The organism is Kitasatospora dryopteridis (assembly GCF_050749075.1).
In the GTDB taxonomy this organism is placed as follows: Bacteria; Actinomycetota; Actinomycetes; order Streptomycetales; family Streptomycetaceae; genus Kitasatospora.
The window spans coordinates 3,648,298-3,666,401 of the sequence record NZ_CP192749.1 but is presented as its reverse complement, the minus strand read 5'-3'; the positions used below and the strand labels follow the sequence as shown (position 1 = coordinate 3,666,401).

General features: G+C 76.1%; 18 protein-coding genes. 14 read left to right on the top strand and 4 right to left on the bottom strand.

What is annotated here, in order from left to right; all coding sequences use genetic code 11:
- Positions 1-70 precede the first annotated feature (70 nt).
- From ACQ614_RS16695 to ACQ614_RS16665, 7 genes are all read left to right on the top strand, one after another.
- Positions 71-1,135, top strand: coding sequence for a FecCD family ABC transporter permease (locus ACQ614_RS16695; protein WP_431679358.1), 1,065 nt, complete (start codon positions 71-73; stop codon positions 1,133-1,135).
- On the top strand, positions 1,132-2,160 hold the full coding sequence (locus ACQ614_RS16690; protein WP_431679357.1) for a FecCD family ABC transporter permease: 1,029 nt from the start codon (positions 1,132-1,134) through the stop codon (positions 2,158-2,160). The genes ACQ614_RS16695 and ACQ614_RS16690 overlap by 4 nt, the downstream gene beginning before the upstream one ends.
- A gap of 53 nt (positions 2,161-2,213) precedes the next feature.
- Positions 2,214-3,038 (top strand): ABC transporter ATP-binding protein, encoded by an 825-nt coding sequence (locus tag ACQ614_RS16685; protein WP_431679356.1) that lies wholly within the window; start codon positions 2,214-2,216, stop codon positions 3,036-3,038.
- The gene (locus tag ACQ614_RS16680) at positions 3,035-5,098 is read left to right on the top strand and encodes a penicillin acylase family protein (protein WP_431679355.1); all 2,064 of its coding nucleotides are present in this window, start codon (positions 3,035-3,037) and stop codon (positions 5,096-5,098) included. Before ACQ614_RS16685 ends, ACQ614_RS16680 begins: the two co-directional genes overlap by 4 nt.
- The gene (locus ACQ614_RS16675; protein ID WP_431679354.1) at positions 5,098-5,694 is read left to right on the top strand and encodes a GNAT family N-acetyltransferase; all 597 of its coding nucleotides are present in this window, start codon (positions 5,098-5,100) and stop codon (positions 5,692-5,694) included. The genes ACQ614_RS16680 and ACQ614_RS16675 overlap by 1 nt, the downstream gene beginning before the upstream one ends.
- A gap of 61 nt (positions 5,695-5,755) precedes the next feature.
- A complete protein-coding gene (locus tag ACQ614_RS16670) occupies positions 5,756-5,932 on the top strand; it encodes a hypothetical protein (RefSeq protein WP_431679353.1) in 177 nt (58 codons plus the stop codon).
- Between the two features lie 81 nt (positions 5,933-6,013).
- A complete protein-coding gene (locus ACQ614_RS16665; protein WP_363490380.1) occupies positions 6,014-6,238 on the top strand; it encodes a hypothetical protein in 225 nt (74 codons plus the stop codon).
- 60 nt (positions 6,239-6,298) lie between these two features.
- Here ACQ614_RS16665 and ACQ614_RS16660 read toward each other — a convergent pair whose 3' ends face one another.
- On the bottom strand, positions 6,299-8,674 hold the full coding sequence (locus ACQ614_RS16660; protein WP_431679352.1) for a lysylphosphatidylglycerol synthase domain-containing protein: 2,376 nt from the start codon (positions 8,672-8,674) through the stop codon (positions 6,299-6,301).
- 179 nt (positions 8,675-8,853) lie between these two features.
- Here ACQ614_RS16660 and ACQ614_RS16655 point away from each other — a divergent pair, with 179 nt between their 5' ends.
- Positions 8,854-9,132, top strand: a complete 279-nt coding sequence (locus tag ACQ614_RS16655; protein ID WP_431679351.1) for a hypothetical protein — start codon at positions 8,854-8,856, stop codon at positions 9,130-9,132.
- 156 nt (positions 9,133-9,288) lie between these two features.
- Positions 9,289-9,783: an NUDIX domain-containing protein gene (locus ACQ614_RS16650; RefSeq protein WP_431679350.1), complete on the top strand. Its 495-nt coding sequence runs from the start codon at positions 9,289-9,291 to the stop codon at positions 9,781-9,783.
- Positions 9,784-9,807: 24 nt separating this feature from the next.
- Here ACQ614_RS16650 and ACQ614_RS16645 read toward each other — a convergent pair whose 3' ends face one another.
- From ACQ614_RS16645 to ACQ614_RS16635, 3 genes are all read right to left on the bottom strand, one after another.
- Positions 9,808-10,254 carry a GNAT family N-acetyltransferase gene (locus ACQ614_RS16645; RefSeq protein WP_431679349.1) on the bottom strand — a complete coding sequence of 149 codons (447 nt, stop codon included), beginning with the start codon at positions 10,252-10,254 and terminating at the stop codon, positions 9,808-9,810.
- Between the two features lie 51 nt (positions 10,255-10,305).
- Positions 10,306-11,001, bottom strand: a complete 696-nt coding sequence (locus tag ACQ614_RS16640) for a tyrosine-protein phosphatase (RefSeq protein ID WP_431679348.1) — start codon at positions 10,999-11,001, stop codon at positions 10,306-10,308.
- A gap of 95 nt (positions 11,002-11,096) precedes the next feature.
- Positions 11,097-11,786: a DUF4304 domain-containing protein gene (locus ACQ614_RS16635; RefSeq protein WP_431679347.1), complete on the bottom strand. Its 690-nt coding sequence runs from the start codon at positions 11,784-11,786 to the stop codon at positions 11,097-11,099.
- Between the two features lie 198 nt (positions 11,787-11,984).
- Between ACQ614_RS16635 and ACQ614_RS16630 the strand changes: the two genes are divergently transcribed.
- The 5 genes from ACQ614_RS16630 (at position 11,985) to ACQ614_RS16610 (ending at position 18,101) form a co-directional block, all read left to right on the top strand.
- On the top strand, positions 11,985-12,719 hold the full coding sequence (locus ACQ614_RS16630; protein WP_431679346.1) for an RNA polymerase sigma factor: 735 nt from the start codon (positions 11,985-11,987) through the stop codon (positions 12,717-12,719).
- Positions 12,716-13,558, top strand: coding sequence for a hypothetical protein (locus ACQ614_RS16625; RefSeq protein ID WP_431679345.1), 843 nt, complete (start codon positions 12,716-12,718; stop codon positions 13,556-13,558). The genes ACQ614_RS16630 and ACQ614_RS16625 overlap by 4 nt, the downstream gene beginning before the upstream one ends.
- A gap of 285 nt (positions 13,559-13,843) precedes the next feature.
- Positions 13,844-14,311 carry a hypothetical protein gene (locus ACQ614_RS16620; RefSeq protein WP_431679344.1) on the top strand — a complete coding sequence of 156 codons (468 nt, stop codon included), beginning with the start codon at positions 13,844-13,846 and terminating at the stop codon, positions 14,309-14,311.
- Between the two features lie 10 nt (positions 14,312-14,321).
- Entirely contained in the window at positions 14,322-16,496 is a 2,175-nt protein-coding gene (locus ACQ614_RS16615; protein WP_431679343.1) for a bifunctional polysaccharide deacetylase/glycosyltransferase family 2 protein, read from the top strand.
- A 63-nt stretch (positions 16,497-16,559) separates the two neighbouring features.
- Positions 16,560-18,101, top strand: coding sequence for a protein kinase domain-containing protein (locus ACQ614_RS16610; protein ID WP_431679342.1), 1,542 nt, complete (start codon positions 16,560-16,562; stop codon positions 18,099-18,101).
- Positions 18,102-18,104 lie beyond the last annotated feature (3 nt).

Below are 18,104 nucleotides of genomic sequence, written 5' to 3'. Positions count from 1 at the left end.
TAACCTAACCTAAGTCATTGTCCAGAGAGGGTTCCGGAATCCGGTCCCCGCCAGCGCCGGAGCACCACCCGTGTCTCTCACCAAGCCACCCCGGGCCCACGGGGGTTCGGCCGAGCCCGCCGCGGCCGGTCGGCGCCCGCCCGGTGCCCGCACCGCACTCCGCGCCGCCGGCCTCGCCGCCGCCCTGGCCGTCCTGCTCGCCGTCCTGGCGCTGAGCATCGGCGTCGGCGCCAAGCAGCTCTCGGTCACCGAGGTCTGGCACGGCCTCGTCGACGGCGACTCCGACTCCTGGACGGTCGTCCACGAGATGCGGCTGCCCCGCACCCTGCTCGGACTCCTCACCGGCACCGCCCTCGGCCTCGCCGGCGGCGTCATGCAGGCCCTGACGCGCAATCCGCTCGCCGACCCCGGCCTGCTCGGCATCAACGCCGGCGCCTCCGCGGCCGTCGTCTCGGCCGGCACCTTCCTCGGCATCGCCACCTTCGACGGCTACGTCTGGTTCGCCCTCGCCGGCACCGCCGCCGTCGCCGTCCTCGTCTACGCCGTCGGCGGCGGCCGCGGCGCCACCCCCGCCCGGCTCGCCCTCGCCGGATCGGCCCTCAACGCCACGCTGTTCAGCTACGTCAGTGCCGTCATGCTGCTCGACACCGGCGCCCTGGAGAAGATGCGCTTCTGGACGGTCGGCTCCCTGGCCAGTGCGCAGAGCGGCACCGTCCTCAGGGTGCTGCCGTTCATCGCCACCGGCCTGCTGCTCGCCCTCGCCCTCGCCCGGCCGCTCAACGCCATGGCGCTCGGCGACGACTCCGCCCGCGCGCTGGGCGCCCGGCCCGAACTGATCCGCGCCGCCGCCATCGTCGCCGTCACCCTGCTCTGCGGCGCGGCCACCGCCGCCTGCGGCCCGATCGTCTTCGTCGGCCTGATGGTGCCGCACTTCGTCCGCGCCCTCACCGGCCCCGACCTGCGCTGGCTCTTCCCGTACTGCGCCGTGCTCGCCCCCGTCCTGCTGCTCGGCGCCGACGTCCTCGGCCGCGTCCTCGGCCGGCCCGGCGAACTCCAGGTCGGCATCGTCACCGCCGTCCTCGGCGGCCCCTTCTTCCTCTGGTTCGCACGCCGCGGAAAGGCGGCCCGGGCATGAGCACCCTCCGCATCGGCTCCGCCCTCTCCGTCCGCTACCGGCCCCGCGCCCTCGCCGTCGGCGCCGCCTGCACCCTGCTCGCCCTCGCCATGGGCGTCCTCGCCCTCGGCAGCGGCGACTACCCGATGAGCGCCTCCGACGTGCTGCGCACCCTCACCGGCGGCGGCAGCCCCGCCGAGGACTTCATCGTCAACGAGCTGCGGCTGCCCCGCGTCGTCACCGCCCTGCTCGTCGGCGCCGCCCTCGCCCTGGCCGGCGCCCTCTTCCAGTCCCTCGTCCGCAACCCGCTCGGCAGCCCCGACATCCTCGGCTTCACCCAGGGCGCCGGCGCCGGAGCCCTGCTGGTCGTCCTCGCCGGCGGCAGCAGCCTCGCCCTGGCCGGCGGTGCGGTCGCCGGCGGCACCGCCACCGGCGCCGCGATCTACGCCCTCGCCTGGCGGCAGGGCGTCCAGGGCAGCCGGCTCGTCCTGATCGGCATCGGCAGCGCCGCCATCCTCACCGGCATCAACGGCTACCTGCTGACCCGCACCCAGCTGATGGACGCCGCCCGCGCCATGCTCTGGCTCACCGGCAGCCTCGACGGCCGCGGCTGGCGCGACGCCGTCCCGCTGATGATCGCCCTCGCCGTCCTCGGCCCCGCCGTGCTGCTCGGCGCCGGCCGCGCCCTGCAGATGCTGGAGATGGGCGACGACGCCGCGAGCGGCCTCGGCATCCGCGTCGAACGCGTCCGGCTCGCCCTGCTCGCCACCGCCGTCCTGCTCGCCTCGCTCGCCGCGGCCGCCGCCGGCCCGGTCAACTTCGTCGCCCTCACCGCGCCCCAACTGGCCAAACGACTCACCCGCGCCCCCGGCCCCAACCTGCTCGCCTCCATGTGCACCGGCGCGGCCCTGCTCGTCACCGCCGACTACGCCGCCCAGCGCGCCTTCGCCGACCACCAGCTGCCGGTCGGCGTGGTCACCGGCGTCCTCGGCGGCGGCTACCTGGTCTGGCTGCTCGCCACCGAGCGCAGGGCGGGGCGGCTGTGAGCAGACGGCCCGAACCCCGCACCAGCACCACGCACCCGAACGGAGACCCGACCATGGAAAGCGGCGGATCGCGCCTCGGCGGCGCCGACCTGACCCTCGCCTACGAGAAGCGCACCATCGCCGAGGGCCTGACCGTCGCCGTCCCCGACCGGTCGTTCACCGTCGTCGTCGGCCCCAACGCCTGCGGCAAGTCCACCCTGCTGCGCGCCCTCTCCCGCACCCTCAGGCCGGCCGCCGGCTCCGTCCTGCTCGACGGCCAGGACATCGCCACCGTCCCCGCCCGCAAGGTGGCCCGCACCCTCGGCCTGCTTCCGCAGTCCTCCGTCGCCCCCGACGGCATCACCGTCGCCGAACTCGTCGCCCGCGGCCGCTACCCGCACCAGGGCCTGCTCCGCCAGTGGTCCCCGCGCGACGAGGAGGTCGTCGCCGAGTCGATGGCCGCCACCGGCGTCGACTCCCTCGCCGACCGGCTCGTCGACGAGCTCTCCGGCGGCCAGCGCCAGCGCGTCTGGATCGCCATGGCACTCGCCCAGGAGACCCCGCTGCTCCTCCTCGACGAGCCCACCACCTACCTCGACATCGCCCACCAGATCGAGGTCCTCGACCTGTGCGCCCGGCTGCACGAGGAGCAGGGCCGCACCCTCGTCGCCGTCCTGCACGACCTCAACCACGCCGCCCGGTACGCCACCCACCTGATCGCCATGCGCGACGGCAAGGTCGTCGCCTCCGGCCCGCCCACCGAGATCGTCACCGCCGACCTCGTCGAACAGGTCTTCAAGCTGCCCTGCCGGGTCATCGACTGCCCCGAGACCGGCACCCCGCTGGTCGTCCCCGCCGCCCGCCGCGGCGCCGTCCGCCCCGAGGAGAGCCGGGCATGACCGCACGCACCTACCGCGACGCGTACGGCATACCCCACCTGCGCGCCGCCGGCCCGCTCGAACTCGCCCGCGCCCAGGGCCGCAACGCCGCCGCCGACCGCGCCTGGCAGATCGAGGTCGAGCGGCACCGCGCCCTGGGCACCTCCGCCGCCTTCCTCGGCGCCGACGCCCTCGGCTGGGACGTCTTCGCCCGGCAGGCCCGGCTCGCCGACACCGCCCGCCGCTGCCACGACGCCCTCGCCCCGGCGACCGCCGAATGGGTGCGCGCCTACGTCGACGGCGTCAACGCCGGCCTCGCCGAACACGGCGACCGGGCCCCCGAGTTCGCCGCCGCCGGGATCACCCCAGGCCGCTGGGAGCCGTGGACCCCGCTCGCCGTCTGGCTCTCCCACCACATCCTCTTCGCCGGCTTCCCCACCAAGCTCTGGCGCGACCGCGTCGCCCGCGCCCTCGGCGACGAGCACATCGAGCTCTTCGCCACCGACGGCCCCGGCACCGCCGGCAGCAACGGCTGGCTGGTCGCCGGCGAACGCACCGGCAGCGGCGCCGCACTGATCGCCGGCGACCCGCACCGCTTCATCGAGGACCCGGGCATCTACCAGCAGATCCGGCTGGCCTGCCCGGAGTTCGACGTGATCGGCCTGGCCGTCCCCGGCGTCCCCGGCATCGGCCACTTCGGCCACACCGGCGGCGTCGCCTGGGCCATCACCAACGCCATGGCCGACTACCAGGACCTCTACCGGGAACGGCTGCGCCGCACCGAAGGCCCCGGCGGCCCCGGCATCGAGGCGCTCGGCCCGGACGGCTGGCAGCCCGCCGCCGTGCACACCGAGACGGTCGAGGTCGCCGGCGCCGAAGCGGTGGAGATCGAGATCGTCGAGACCGACCGCGGGCCGGTGATCATCGGCGGTGCGGACGGCGCGGGAGAGGCGATCAGCCTGCGCCACCTGCCGCGGGCCGAGGCCGCCCTCGGCTTCGACACCCTGCCGGCCCTGCTGCACGCCCGTACCGTCGCCGACGTCGACCGCGCCTTCGACCGCTGGGTCGAGCCGGTCAACGTCGTCCAGGCCGCCGACACCGAGGGCGGCCTGCTGCACCGGGTGGCCGGTGCCGTACCGCTGCGCGCCCGCGAGAACAGCCTGCGGCCCGTCCCCGCCTGGGACGCCGAGTACGCCTGGCGCGGCCGACACCCGATGCCGCGCGCCGAGGTGCACGGCACCGCGGTGATGGCCAATCAGCGCGGCCTGGCCGCACCGCTCGGCGTCGAGTTCGCGCCGCCGCACCGCGCCGACCGGATCGCCCGCCTGCTGGACGCGAAGGTCGCCTGGGCACCGAGCGACATGGCCGCCGTCCACATGGACACCCACCTCGCCTCCGCCCGCCCGCTGCTCGACCTGCTCGCCGCCCTCGACGGGCTGAGCCCGGCCGCGGAGAAGCTGCGCGGCCGACTGCTGGACTGGGACCGCCGGATGGAGGCCGGCTCGGTGGAGGCCGCCCGGTTCGCCGCGCTCCGCTCCGCCGTCGTCCGGCGCCTCGCCGCCGACCCGGCACTCGCCGGCCTGGCCGGCCCGTCGCCCCACCCGGACCTCTTCCTGCCCTGGCTCGCCCTGCTGCCGCGGGTCGCCTTCGCGCTGGAGACCCTGCTGACGGACGACCACCTGCCCGGCGTGGACCGGGCGGAGCTGGTGCGGGCCGCCGTGGAGGAGACGGCCGGGGCGGGCGGCGAGGAGACCTGGGGCGCCACCCACCGGCTGGCCCCCTGGCAGGCCCTGCCCGGCGCCGACGGCACGGCCGACGAGGAGTGGCCGGGGTTGGCCGGCGACCACGACTGCGTGCTCGCCACCTCCAGCGTCCCCGGCTTCACCGACCGCAGCGCCCGCGGTTCGGCCGCCCGGTACGTCTGGGACCTCGCCGACCGCGACAACAGCCTCTGGGTGGTGCCCTTCGGCGCCTCCGGGCTGCCCGGCCACCCGCACCGCCGTGACCAGCTGCCGCTCTGGCTGAGCGGCGGCCTCGCCCCTGTCACCACCGATTGGACCCGCCTCACCGAGGAGCCGTGATGACCGCGAACACCCCCTCCCGGGCGGCCGCACCAGCGGACCGCCCGGCACTGCACGAGGAGAAGCTCCCCGCGTTAGGAGCCGTCCGGATCGTCGGGCTCGACCCGGCCACCGACGTCGGCCTGGTCCACCGCTGGGTCACCCAGCCGCGCGCCCGCTACTGGGGCATGCTCGACCACGATCGCGAACAGGTCCGGGAGATCTACGAGTTCGTCGACTCGCTGCCCACCCACCACGCCTTCCTGGCGCTGTGCGAGGGCCGCCCGGCCGCGCTCTTCCAGAGCTACGAGCCCGAGCACGACCCGGTCGGCGAGTGCTACGACGTCCTGCCCGGCGACCACGGGCTGCACCTGCTGATCGGCCCGGCCGACGGCCCGCCGCAGCCCGGGTACAGCCGGGCGCTGCTCGGTGTCTTCCTGCGCTACCTCCTCGCCGGGCCCGACCGCCGCCGGATCGTCGCCGAACCCGACGCCCGCAACGACCGGGCGATCGCCCTGCTGCAGCGCTGCGGCTTCGAACTCGGCCCGGAGATCGACAAGCCGGAGAAGCGCGCCCGGCTGGTCTTCCTCACCCGGGAGGCCGCCGAGCGCGCCTGATCCGGCCGCCTCGGCAGCGGCGGCCGGCTCGGCGTCGTCCCGCTCGACCGGGGTGATCAGGATGCCGCCCCCGGAGGGCTCCCGGTCGTTGACCATCGGGCCGGCCTCGGCCGGCCCCGCCCGCCGTCGATCCACCTGCCGGCCCGGCGCCGGCCGCCACACCGCCCTCGGCTCGGCCGTCGACCGGGTGGGCCACCGCTGCGGGTACGCCTTCGCCAAGGCCTTCAAGCGCGCGTAGGGACTCGCCGACGGCGCGGGCCAACACGCCGAGGCCGGCGGACGGGGCGCGCACGGCCCGTTCGCGGCGGATACTGGCGCCATGCGCCAGAACCCAGAGAACCCGGAGTTCCCCGAGGACTACGACGAGGAGTCGCCGGCCGTCATGGAGGCGGAGGACGAGGAACGGGAGGTGTCCGAGCGCCAGGGCGACGAGTTGGAGCAGCTGCGCGAGCGGCGGGCACTCGGCGCGGACCAGGCCGACGACGGCGACGCCGTGGAGCAGTCCCTGGTCGTCTCCATCGACGAGGACGACTACCGGGACTGACGTCCGCGGCACACGGGGGCGGCCACTCAGGTGCCCCCACGCGCCCCTGGGGCGACCCCCCTACAGCGCCCGGCGGCGTTGGAGCCAGGTGAAGGCGAGCCAGCCGGGGAGGACGGGGAGCAGGAAGACCAGCAGGCGGAAGAGCATCACTGCGGCGAAGGCGCTGCCCTGGTCCATGCCGCCGGTGTGCACCAGGCCCTCGGTCAGCAGTCCTTCGACCACACCCGCGCCGCCCGGGGTGGGTGCGGCGGAGCCGGCTGCGTTGCCGGCCAGGAACACCACGGCGACGGCACTGAAGGACGGCTTCGCGCCGACCGCCAGTGCGCAGCAGTACAGGCAGGCCACGAAGGCCATCGACACCAGCAGCTGGCCGGCCACGCCGACGGCCAGCTTGCGGGGCTGCTGCACCAGGTCCAGCAGGCGGGGCAGCACCTCGGCGCGCAGCGGCCGCAGCAGCCCGGCGATCCGCCGCCGCAGCCACGGCACGGCGAGTGCGGACAGCAGCACCACCGCCACCAGGCCGAGCCCGGCCGCGAGCCAGGCCGGGTCGGGCAGGTCGGCCTGCGGGCCGAGGCCCAGCATCGTGGTGAAGACGGCGAGTTGCAGCAGGTGGAGCACCAGGCCGAGGAGCTGGGCGGCGCCCACACTGGACAGTGCCTGTGCGGTGGGGATGCCGCTGCACTGCAGGAAGCGGGTGTTCAGGGCGACGCCGCCGACCCCGCCGGGGGACACCAGTTTGACGAAGGAGCCCGCGACCTGGGCGGCCAGGGCGCTGCGGGGGTCGAGCCGCTCCGGGACGAAACCGACGAATCCCATGGTGGCGGCGCCGTAGCTGGCCGCGGCCGCGAGCACGGCGGCCGCCAGCCACAGCGGGTCGGCGTCGGAGACCGCCCGGAAGGAATCCAGGCCGGCGCCGAACAGGGCCTGCAGCAGCAGGTATCCGCCCGCCATCCCGGCGGCCACGGTGGCCAGCGTGCGCGGCCGCAGCCGTTCCAGCCGGACCGGTTCCACCGGTGCCTGCGGGCGGCAGCGCAGCACCTCCGCGCGTATGGCGGCGGCCAGTTCGGGCTGTGCCGACAGCGCCTCGCGGGTCGCCCTGGGCAGTGCGATCGGCTGCAGCAGGGGCAGTGCGGCGCCGATCGCGGCGGGTCCGAGGACGGCGACGCCGGTGGCCACCGTGCGTTCCGCCCCGGCACGCAGCGCGAGGACGGTCAGCATTCCGGCCACGTCCAGGCGCAGCAGCAGTTCGCCGGCGGCTATCTCGCCGTGGGCGAGTTCGGCGAGCTGCACCCCGCCGTCGGGGCCGATCCGGACGGCGTCCGGGGTGAGCGCCCGGTGGGCGATGCAGCGCCGCTGCAGCAGCTGCAGCTGCTGCCAGGCGTCGGTGAGGAGTTCGTCGGTGACCTCGGCGGTCGGTACCTCGGCGAGCGGCCGGCCGGGCAGGTGGCGGTACGCCACCAGGGCGGCGTCGGCCCCGAGTTCGGCGGCGGCGAGCGGTTCGGGGGTGCGTACGCCGGCCGCGGCGGCGGCGTGCGCGAGCAGGGTCTGGTGCTCCAGGCCGGCCCGCAGCGAGCGGAGGCCGAGCGGGAGCGGTGCGGTGCGCAGCCGCAGCAGCTGCCACACGTGGTGGGGGAGGCCGAGGGCGCTGGCCCGGCGGTCGAGCAGCCGGACGTCGAGGTCGGGCCGGTCCTGGTGCTGGGTCACCAGGTAGCGGCAGGGCCCGGCGACCCGGACGGTGTTCGGGCGGGCGCCGGCGTTGCGCAGGGTGACCCAGATCTGCAGTTCGGAGGGTTCCCGGGTGGGCTCGCCGAGCCCCCAGGCCACCAGGTGCGCGGAGGTCCAGCCGACCAGCAGCCCCAGCAGCACCGACAGCGGGGTCGCGTACCCGGTGAGCAGCCCGGACAGGCCGGCGGTGGTGAGCGTTGCGGCCACGGCCGTCCGCCAGCGCGGCAGGCCGCCGGTGCCGACCGCCGTCATGAAGGCGAGGACGGGGGCGAGGTGCCCGTAGACCGGGTCCGTCCGGCCGATGCCCTCGGGGGAGGGGTGGGTGAGGGCGGTCAGGCCGCCCGCGGCCAGGTCGAGGGCGAGCGAGAGGGCGTACGCCAGGACGGCGGCGAGCACGCCGTCGGCGATCTGCCGGCCGGCGCGGCGCAGCAGCCGGCCGACGGCGAAGGCGAGCGGCACCACCAGCAGGGCGGCGGCGCTGACGGCGGCCACCAGCCGTACCGGCGGCCGGGGGAGCAGCCCGCTGCCCTCGACGACATCGGCGTCCATGCCGCCGGCGGTGCCCTGGGCGTACTGGGCGATCAGCAGGATCAGCCCGGTCACGGCGAGGCCGATCAGGGCGCGGGTCAGCGCCGCGGGGTGTCGCACCCGCCGGTGACGCGGGGTCGCGGGTGCGGTCCGCAGCTCTTCGGCAGGGGTCAGCGTGGCCACGCGGCATGCTCCCACATCGCGGTGCCGGGCCCGCGGGGGAACGGCGGGCTGCTGCCGTGCGGTGAAGCGTGCACTCAGGTATGAAAGGGCTAAAATCCGGACATAAAACCCCGTGCGGCCGGTGTTCCCCGAGCCCCGCGCCCCCAGCGGGCGGCCCGGCTGCCGAAGGGAGGCAGACCATGGCCAAGCAGACCACCGGAAAGATGACCAAACTCCGCCGCGGCACCCAGGAGCTCCTCGAACGCCGCGGCATGGCCACCAATCCGGGCCCGCTCACACCGCAGCTCCACACCGACACCCCGGCCGCCGCCCGGAGCGGACCGTACTTCGGCGACGCCGTGTTCAGCCACGGCGGACGCCGCACCGATGGGGCTGCCGGCCCGATGGCCGGAGTGGCCCACCACGTCGAACTGCCGGGCCACCGGCACCGCGGCGCGGAGAAGCACTCCGCGCACTGATCCGACCCGCCCGCGAGCCGCGCCCCGCCCGTACCGGCAGGGGCGCGGCCGCCTGCGCGGACGCGGCCGGGCAGGGACGGCCACGGGCGGCGGCGCCGATGCGGAAGAGTGGGGTGCGCGCCGCCGCCGGGCGGCCGACCGACCCGAGGAGCGCCGATGTCCGACAGCCCGCTGCTGCAGTCCCGCGAAGAATGGCTCGCCTCCCTGCCCCGCGTCTACGCCGCCGCGGGCTGCCTGATCACCGACCCGCACGGCCGGGTGCTGATCGTCAAGGCCGGCTACCGCGACCACTGGCAGTTCGTCGGCGGCACCGTCGACCTCGGCGAGAACCCGCAGCAGTGCGCCACCCGCGAACTCGCCGAGGAGACCGGCATCGAGAAGGAGGCCGGCCAACTGCTGGCCGTCGGCTGGACCAACCCCTCTGCCGAACTCGACCACCCGGCCTGCCACTTCCTGTTCGACCTGGGCACGATCCCGGCCGACACCCCGATCACCCTGCCGGCCGGCGAACTCGACGACCACCGCTGGGCCGAGGTCGACGAGGCCCTCGAACTCCTCGGCCCCGCCCGCTCGCTGCGCCTGGCCGCCGGCCTCGCCGCCCGCGCCGACGGCCGCACCAGGATGGTCGGCACCCCGGTCAGCGGCTTCTGACCGGAGCGGCCCCGGCCGGCCGCCTCAGAGCGCCAGCTTGAAGCCGTCGTGGCTGCGCTCGAAGCCCAACGAGGCGTAGAAGCGGTGGGCCTCGCGGCGGCGCTTGTTGCTGGTCAGCTGGACGAGCCCGCAGCCCTGCGCGCGGGCCCGGCCGATCGCCTGCTCCAGCAGCAGGCGGCCGAGCCCGCCGCCGCGCCGGTCCGCCCGCACCCGTACGGCCTCGATCAGTGCCCGCTCCGCGCCGCCCCGGCCGAGCCCGGGGATGCGGGTCAGCTGGAGGCAGCCGAGGACCGTGCCGTCGCCCTCGTCGAGCACCAGCAGTTCGTTGCGCCCGTCCGCCTCGATGGCGGCGAAGGCGGCCTCGTGCGCCGCACCCACCTGCACGGTGGCCGGGTCGGTGACGGCGTTCTCGTCGGCGAGCAGGGCGAGGACGGCAGGCAGGTCGCCGCGGGCGGCGGTACGGACGATCATGGCTGGAGTCTGGCAGAAGGGTCCCCGGAGGCCGGGGTGCCGGGCGGGCCCTCAGCCCAGCAGGCGGGCCCTGACCGCGTCGGCCGCGCCGGCCGGCAGGTACGCGGAGGGGTCGAACTCGGCGATCGTCTCCAGCAGCGCCGCCTCGGCGGTGGTACCGGCGCCGTCCAGCACCGCCTCGATCTCGGCGGTCTCGTCCGGGCGGCCGAGCATCGCCCAGAGCGGGCGCAGGTTGTCCGCGCTCAGCAGGTAGTCGTCGACGATCGCGTCGGCCGTCACGCCCGCGGTGGCGAGCAGGACGAGGGCGGCCAGCCCGGTGCGGTCGCGCCCGGCGCCGCAGTGCACGACCACGCCGCCCGGCCGGGCCCGGCCCACGGCGGCGACCACGTCCGAGACCGCCTGCGGGCAGTGGTCGAGGTAGGGCCGGAAGGACAGCGGGGTGCCGTCCAGGCCGCCGAACCGGGCCCACCACTCGGAGCCGGCCAGCTCGTCCAGCGGCACCCGCACCAGGTCCACCCCGTCCGGGCGCGCCAGCAGCGGCCGGTACTCCTCCTCGTTGCGCAGGTCGACCACGGTGCGTATGCCGTACGCCTCCAGCGCGGCCCAGCCCTCGGCGGTGAGCCGGTCCAGGTTGTCGGCACGGACGACGGCCCTGCGCCGTGTCCGCCGGCCGTCCCGGGTGGGCAGCCCGCCGAGCTCGCGCACGTTGAGGCAGCCGTCCCACACCAGGCGCCGATCGTCCGTCATGTCCCGTTCCCCCCAAGCCGTTGCGGGGGTCCGCGTCGGAGCCCCTCTGATCAGACTCCCGAGCACGGGCGGATGGTTCCCCGGGCGGCCGCCGGTCAGCGCCCGAACGCCCACAGGTCGCGGCCGGCGCGGTCCCGGCAGCGGACGGTGCCGAAGCGGGTGTCGCCCACCGACAGGAAGCCGGTGGCGGCGCCGCGCAGCACCTCGCGGGCGACCGCGTCGGAGGAGGACCAGTCGCCGTACAGCCGCAGGGCGCCGCCGGCCAGCTCGGTGCGGCGGATCGGCGCGACGTCGGCGAGCCGCAGGGCGGCGTTCACGTCGACCAGCTCGTCCGGGGCGAGGTAGCACTCGGCGCCCGCGGAGCCGCCCTCCAGCCGGCGGAGCAGCTCCGGCAGCGCGTAGTGGCGGACGGCGGCGACGGTGTCCTGTACGGCGACCGCCCAGCGCGGGCCCGGCGCGATCTGCCACCAGACGTCGCCGCCGACCGGCAGCAGCGGGCCGATCCTGGACCGCCAGGCCTCCAGGCCGGTGACGGTGTTCGGGTTGGGCCGCAGCGCGCGGCGGCCCCGGCCGGCCGTCCAGTCGGCCTTGCGGGTGAGGCCGAGGTTCACCGTGTAGCGGACGAGACGGTCGTCGGCGCTGCCGAGTTCGATGCCGAGCAGCGCCCAGTGGTGCTCGTCGGGCAGGGCGAACGTGTGCCGCCATCCGGTGAAGCCCATGGCGCGCAGGGCGGGCGCGAGGTGGTCGCGCATGCCCTCCGCGAAGAGCGTCCGGGCAGTGGTCATCACGGTGTCCTGGGGTAGGCGGGCCTGTGAGCGGGGCCGCGAGGGGTGGGGCGGCCCCCACCAACGTATGCCCCGGTCACCTCTGACGGCCTCGGACGAATGACAGCAACTGCCAGGACGTTGGTCCCGTACGGCACCCGGGCCAGACCACCGCTGACCTTGCCCCACCCGCCCCGGAGCGGCCCCCGATGGCCCATGATGTGGCGGGTGCACAGTGCAGACCACCACGGGCCGGGCGTCGGCGACCCGGCGGGCCCGATCACCAGCCCGGACCACCCGCCCGGCCGGGACGCGGACCTCACCGACACCGTACGGGCCGCCCAGGAAGGCGACGAACAGGCCTTCCGACAGCTGTTCAGAGCCGTTCAGCCCGGCCTGCTGCGCTACCTGAGAGTCCTGGTCGGCGGAAGACCCGAGGACGCGGAGGACATCGCCTCCGAGACCTGGCTGCAGATCGCCCGCGACCTCGGCACCTTCAGCGGGGACTGGGACGGCTTCCGCGGCTGGGCCGCCACCGTCGCCCGCAACCGCGCCATGGACCACCTGCGCCGCATGCGCCGCCGCCCCACCGCCGACCTCCCGGTCGACCGGCTGCTGGACCTGGCCGCCGCCGAGGACACCGCCGGCAGCGCCATCGCCACCGTCACCACCGCCGACGCGCTCGCCCTGATCTCCCGGCTGCCCCGGGACCAGGCCGAGGCCGTCCTGCTCCGGGTGCTGCTCGGCCTCGACGCCGAGAGCGCCGCGCGCGTGCTCGGCAAGCGCGCCGGCAGCGTCCGGATGGCCGCCCACCGCGGGCTGAAGCGGCTGGCCAGGATGCTCGAGCAGGCCGGCGGCCCGGCCGCAGGACTGCCCCGGCAGCAGCCCGCCGAAAAAAATTCTGCGCAGGGTGTGACACGCGCGCGGACCGCGACGCTGAAGGACATGAGATGAGCAAGAACCGATCCCGCCGGATCGACCGGGACACGGCCGAGCAACTGCTCGGCGGTGCCGCGGTCGACTCGGAGGCCGGTCCGGCCTCCCTCACCGGTCATGCGGCCCTCGCCGGGCTGCTCGCCGCCGCGGCAGCCCCACCCGCCGACGGCGCACTGCCCGGGGAGGAACAGGCCGTGGCCGCCTTCCGGGAGGCTCGTCGCACACCAGCACCGCAACCCGGGAGAGCAACCATGGCGGACCACGCGCGAAGGAGGGCCTTCACGCTGAAGGCGCTCGCCGCGGCGTTCGCCGTGACCGCCGTCGGAGGCGTGGCCGTCGCCGCCGGCACCGGGAACCTGCCCGAGGCCCTCGGCGGGAGCCCGTCCCGCGAGCACGGCCCCGCCGCCCCCGCGACCGGGCCGTCCGACGCCTCCTCCACCGCCCGGTCCGGCAGCAGCACCCCGGGCGCACCCTCCACCGCCCGGTCCGGCACCGGCAGCGCCGCCCCCTCGGCGACCGGCCCGGCCTCCGCGGCCTCGGCCCTGCCCGACCTCGCCGCGCTCTGCCAGGTGTGGACCGACGGGACGGGCCACGGCGGCAAGCCGCACGACCTGCTCGCCGACCCGCGGATGGCACCGCTGATCGCGGCGGCCGGCGGCGAGGCCAAGGTCGAGTCCTACTGCAAGGCCGCCAAGGGCAAGGGCCCGTCCGCGAGCCCCAGTACGGCCCCGAGCGCGAGCCGCGGCAACGAGGGCCGGCAGCCGACCGCCACCCCGACCAAGGGCGGGACCGGAACCCGGTCCGCACCCCAGGGCCTCGTCGACGACGCAGCCGGGAACGGCACCGCGATGAGGTGACCCCATGCTCCGGGCGGCCGGCGGGCACACACCCCCCCCGGGCTCGTCGGCCGTCCGGTGATGCACCACCCCCGAAGACTCCGGGGGGACGGTGGGCTCCCCCGTGTCCACCGCCCCTCCGGGAACCTCTCCGGACGGTCGCAGGCACTCCCCCGGGTCCTGCGCCCGTCCGGAACCGCCCCCGGCGGGCGTCACAGAGCCCCGGGCGGACGGTGGACCCCCCTGTATCCACCGCCCGCCCGGTCTCCGGCGGGCCACCCGGGGACGACGTTTGGAGCAAGAGCCGTGACCGACGACACGCTGCAGATTCCGCGTGTGGTGGCCGCACGCCCGGCCGACGGCGCCCCGGTGTTCGTCGACACCAGCGGCCGCCGCCTGCGCCGGGTCCGCAGGGCCGGCTGGCTGCTCGCCGTCCCCGCCGCCGGCTACCTCGCACTGCTGGCCAGCAGCCTGGTCGGCGGGCCCGTCCTGAACGCCCCCTTCCTCCCCGCACTCCCGGCGCACACGGCGACCCCGGCGGCCACCGTCCCCGCGGTGCCCGCCCCGGACCGGACGGAGAGCGCCGGAGCGGCGGCCGAACCCGCTCGCGCCGCCCGGACCGCCCCCGCCACCCGGACCCCCGGCACGACCACGGGCACCCGGGCGCCGGCCACCCCCACCGCGGGCCCGACGACCGCCACCCCCGCCCCGACCGGCACCGGCCACGGCAGGTCGACCGCCCAGCCCAGCCGCAAGCCCACCAAGAACCCGTGAGTGCCATCCAGTGACCACCGCCACCCGCTCCCGCCGGGGCTCCCGCCGAGGCCGCCGGGCCGCCGTCCGCCAGGCCCCGCTGCGCACCCACTGGCTGCTGCTGACCACCCTGGTGCTCACCCTGGCGGCCGCGCTGCTGCTGCAGGGCTACACCCGGCACATGTACGGGCACGCCGCGGACGGCGCCGCGCCCGACCGCGGCGGCAGTGCCGCCGTCCCCGAGCAGGTCCGCACCGGCGGGCCGGTCATCGCGACCGCGGACGGTGCCGAACCGCGCACCGCCCGCCCGGCCGCCGGGACGATCGCGCTCACCTTCGACGACGGCCCCGACCCGCGCTGGACCCCGCAGATCCTCGACGTGCTGCGCCGCCACGGCGTGCACGCCACCTTCTTCACCGTCGGCACCCAGGTCGCCGCCGAGCCCGAGCTGGCCCGCCGGATCGTCGCCGAGGGCCACCAGATCGGCGTGCACACCTTCACCCACGCCGACCTCTCCGCCGCCGCTCCGTGGCGCCGCACCCTGGAACTGCGCGAGGCCCAGCTGACCCTGGCCGGCGCCACCGGGAAGACCAGCACGCTGTTCCGCCCGCCGTACTCGGCCGGGAACGACGCGCTCACCGACGCGGGCTGGGAGGCCGTCCGGCAGGCTGGGCGGGACGGCTACCTCACCGTGCTGACCAGCCAGGACAGCGAGGACTGGCGCCGCCCCGGCACCGACGCGATCGTGGCAGCCGCCACCCCGAAGGGCCGCGACGGCCGCATCCTGCTGATGCACGACGCGGGCGGCGACCGCAGCCAGACCGTGGCCGCCCTCGACCGGCTGCTGCCCCGGCTGCAGGCGGACGGCTTCCGCTTCGAGACCGTCTCCGCCGCCGTCGGCCTGGCCGACCCCGTCCGCCCGGCCGGCACCGCCGAGCACTGGCAGGGCCTCGCCCTGATCGCCGTCCTCGGCGCCAGCTCGTGGGTGCTCGACCTGCTGGACTGGCTGCTCTGGGCGGCCGGCGCGATCGGAGTGCTGCGGGCGGTCGCCCTGCTCGCCGCCGCCCGCCGGCACAAGCGGCTGCGCGCCCACGGCTGGGGCCCGCCGGTCACCGAACCGGTGTCGGTGATCGTCCCGGCCTACAACGAGAGCGCCGGCATCGAGGCGGCCGTCCGCTCCCTGCTCGCCTCCGACCACCCGGTCGAGGTGATCGTCGTCGACGACGGCTCCACCGACGGCACCGCCGACCTGGTGGAGTCGCTGAACCTCCCGTACGTCCGGGTGTTCCGGCAGCCGAACTCCGGCAAGCCCGCCGCCCTCAACCTCGGCCTGCGCTACGCCCGCGCCGAGCTCGTCGTCATGGTCGACGGCGACACCGTCTTCGAACCGGACGCCGTCCGGATGCTGGTGCAGCCCTTCGCCGACCGCCGGGTCGGCGCGGTCTCCGGCAACGCCAAGGTGGTCAACCGCGGCGGCCTGCTCGGCCGCTGGCAGCACATCGAGTACGTGGTCGGCTTCAACCTCGACCGCCGGCTCTTCGACCTCGCCGAGTGCATGCCCACCGTGCCCGGAGCGGTCGGCGCCTTCCGCCGATCCGCACTGCTGCGGATCGGCGGCGTCGCCGAGGAGACCCTCGCCGAGGACACCGACCTCACCATGGCGCTCTGCCGGGCCGGCTGGCGGGTCGTCTACGAGGAGCGCGCCAAGGCCTGGACGGAGGCCCCCGCCTCGCTCGGCGCCCTGTGGCGGCAGCGCTACCGCTGGTGCTACGGCACCCTGCAGGCCATGTGGAAGCACCGCGGCGCACTCCGCCAGCGCGGCCAGGCCGGCAAGCTCGGCCGCCGCGGCCTGCTCTACCTGCTGATGTTCCAGGTGCTGCTGCCCCTGCTGGCCCCGGTGGTGGACGTCTTCGCGCTGTACGGCCTGGTCTTCCTCGACCCCGTCCGGATCGTCGGCCTCTGGCTGGCCTTCATGCTGATGCAGGTGGCCATGGGCGCGTATGCGTTCAGGCTGGACGGCGAGAAGCTCGGCCCGCTCTGGACCCTGCCGCTGCAGCAGTTCGTCTACCGCCAGCTGATGTACCTGGTGGTGATCCAGTCGGTGTGCACCGCGTTGGCCGGTTCCCGGCTGCGCTGGCAGCGGATGCAGCGCTACGGCAGCCTCTCCGTCCCGCCGTCCGCCGCCGGCTCCGCGGCGGGCCGCTAGGGTGCACAGGTGCACCAGGCGGGCAGCGAGGCCCGGACGACCGATGCGAGAGGAGCCGGACGGGTGATCGGACGCGCGCTCAACGGGCGCTACGAACTGACCGAGATACTCGGCGTCGGCGGCATGGCCACCGTCTACCGCGCCGTGGACCACCAGCTCGGCCGCCAGGTCGCCGTCAAGGTGCTCAACGGCGGCCTCGCCGACGACCCGCGCTTCGCCGAGCGCTTCGGCCGCGAGGCCCAGCACGCCGCGATGCTGGTGCACCCGCGGATCGTCATGGTCTTCGACTCCGGGCTCGACCAGGGCTCCCCGTACATCGTCATGGAGCTGGTGCAGGGCCGGACCCTGGGCCGCCTCCTCGCCGAGCAGGGCGTCCTGCCGGTGGACCGCGCCGTCGGCATCGCCGCCGCCGTCTGCGAGGCGCTGGAGGTCGCGCACGGCGCAGGCTTGGTGCACCGCGACGTGAAGCCCGGCAACATCATGATCGCCGACGACGGCGGCGTGAAGGTGGTGGACTTCGGCATCGCCCGCGCCAACGCCTCCGCCGGGCAGCAGCTCACCCAGAGCGCCTCGGTGCTGGGCACCGCCTCGTACTTCTCGCCCGAGCAGGCCACCGCAGCACCGCTGGACGGCCGCTCCGACCTCTACGCGGTCGGCTGCGTGCTGATGGAGATGCTCACCGGAGCGCCCCCGTTCGGCGGCGACACCCCCGTCGCGATCGCCTTCAAGCACGTCTCCGAGCAGCCCGCCCCGGCCTCGCTGCGCCGCCCCGAGGTCCCGCCCGCGCTGGACGTCGCGGTCATGCGGCTGCTGTCCAAGAACGCGGACGACCGCCCCGCCACCGCCGCCACCGCCCGCGCGGAGCTGCTGGCCGCCGTCCCGGTCGCCGCCGACCGCACCAGCGAACTGCTCGGCGCCGCCACCCAGATGCTCCCGCCGGTGGCCGGCCCGCCCGGCGGCTTCCCGCCCGCAGCCTTCCCGGCCGCGCCCCAGCAGCCGTACGTCGAGCAGCAGCGCACCTCGATGCTGCCGCCGCTGGAGATGCCGCGACGGGCCCCGGTGGACCACGAGGAGCACCACGAGCCGCCGACCGGTCGCAACCCCCTGGTGCTGGCCGGCGCCGGGGCGGCCGTGCTGGCGGGTGTGGTCGCCGTGGCGGCCTTCGCGTTCAGCGGCGGCCCGTCCGGCGGGGGCGCCGCCGCGGCCGCCACCCCCGCCGTATCGGTCTCCGCCTCCTCGGCGGCGCCGTCCGCCGAGGCGCCCTCGCCCACCGCGTCCCCGACAGGGTCGGCGAGTCCCTCGCGCTCCGCCTCGCCGGGCGGGAAGCTCGACCCGGCGGCCGCCCTCGCCGACCTGCGCTCCGACGTCGCGGGGGCCGAGCTGGCCAAGGACCGCGACCGCAAGGAGGCGCTGCTGCGCACCCTCGACGCGGCCTCCGCCGCGATGGCGGACGGCGACTGGGGCGAGGCCGAGGACAAGCTGAAGTCGGCCCAGCGGACCGTCCGAGACCTCGCCAAGCGGCACGCCCTGCCCGCCGCGACCTTCGCCTCCTGGCAGACCCGGCTGAGCGCGATCACCGCGGGCGCCCACGCCAGGGCGGACTGACCG

What these genes read in the sequence shown, in the direction of transcription:
- ACQ614_RS16675 (WP_431679354.1), top strand. Translation starts at nt 5,098, where the DNA reads ATGACCGCGAACACCCCCTCCCGGGCGGCCGCACCAGCGGACCGCCCG.
- ACQ614_RS16625 (WP_431679345.1), top strand. Translation starts at nt 12,716, where the DNA reads ATGAGCAAGAACCGATCCCGCCGGATCGACCGGGACACGGCCGAGCAA.
- ACQ614_RS16680 (WP_431679355.1), top strand. Translation starts at nt 3,035, where the DNA reads ATGACCGCACGCACCTACCGCGACGCGTACGGCATACCCCACCTGCGC.
- ACQ614_RS16630 (WP_431679346.1), top strand. Translation starts at nt 11,985, where the DNA reads ATGTGGCGGGTGCACAGTGCAGACCACCACGGGCCGGGCGTCGGCGAC.
- ACQ614_RS16685 (WP_431679356.1), top strand. Translation starts at nt 2,214, where the DNA reads ATGGAAAGCGGCGGATCGCGCCTCGGCGGCGCCGACCTGACCCTCGCC.
- ACQ614_RS16690 (WP_431679357.1), top strand. Translation starts at nt 1,132, where the DNA reads ATGAGCACCCTCCGCATCGGCTCCGCCCTCTCCGTCCGCTACCGGCCC.
- ACQ614_RS16640 (WP_431679348.1), bottom strand. Translation starts at nt 11,001, where the DNA reads ATGACGGACGATCGGCGCCTGGTGTGGGACGGCTGCCTCAACGTGCGC.
- ACQ614_RS16670 (WP_431679353.1), top strand. Translation starts at nt 5,756, where the DNA reads ATGCCGCCCCCGGAGGGCTCCCGGTCGTTGACCATCGGGCCGGCCTCG.
- ACQ614_RS16645 (WP_431679349.1), bottom strand. Translation starts at nt 10,254, where the DNA reads ATGATCGTCCGTACCGCCGCCCGCGGCGACCTGCCTGCCGTCCTCGCC.
- ACQ614_RS16655 (WP_431679351.1), top strand. Translation starts at nt 8,854, where the DNA reads ATGGCCAAGCAGACCACCGGAAAGATGACCAAACTCCGCCGCGGCACC.
- ACQ614_RS16665 (WP_363490380.1), top strand. Translation starts at nt 6,014, where the DNA reads ATGCGCCAGAACCCAGAGAACCCGGAGTTCCCCGAGGACTACGACGAG.
- ACQ614_RS16650 (WP_431679350.1), top strand. Translation starts at nt 9,289, where the DNA reads ATGTCCGACAGCCCGCTGCTGCAGTCCCGCGAAGAATGGCTCGCCTCC.
- ACQ614_RS16635 (WP_431679347.1), bottom strand. Translation starts at nt 11,786, where the DNA reads ATGACCACTGCCCGGACGCTCTTCGCGGAGGGCATGCGCGACCACCTC.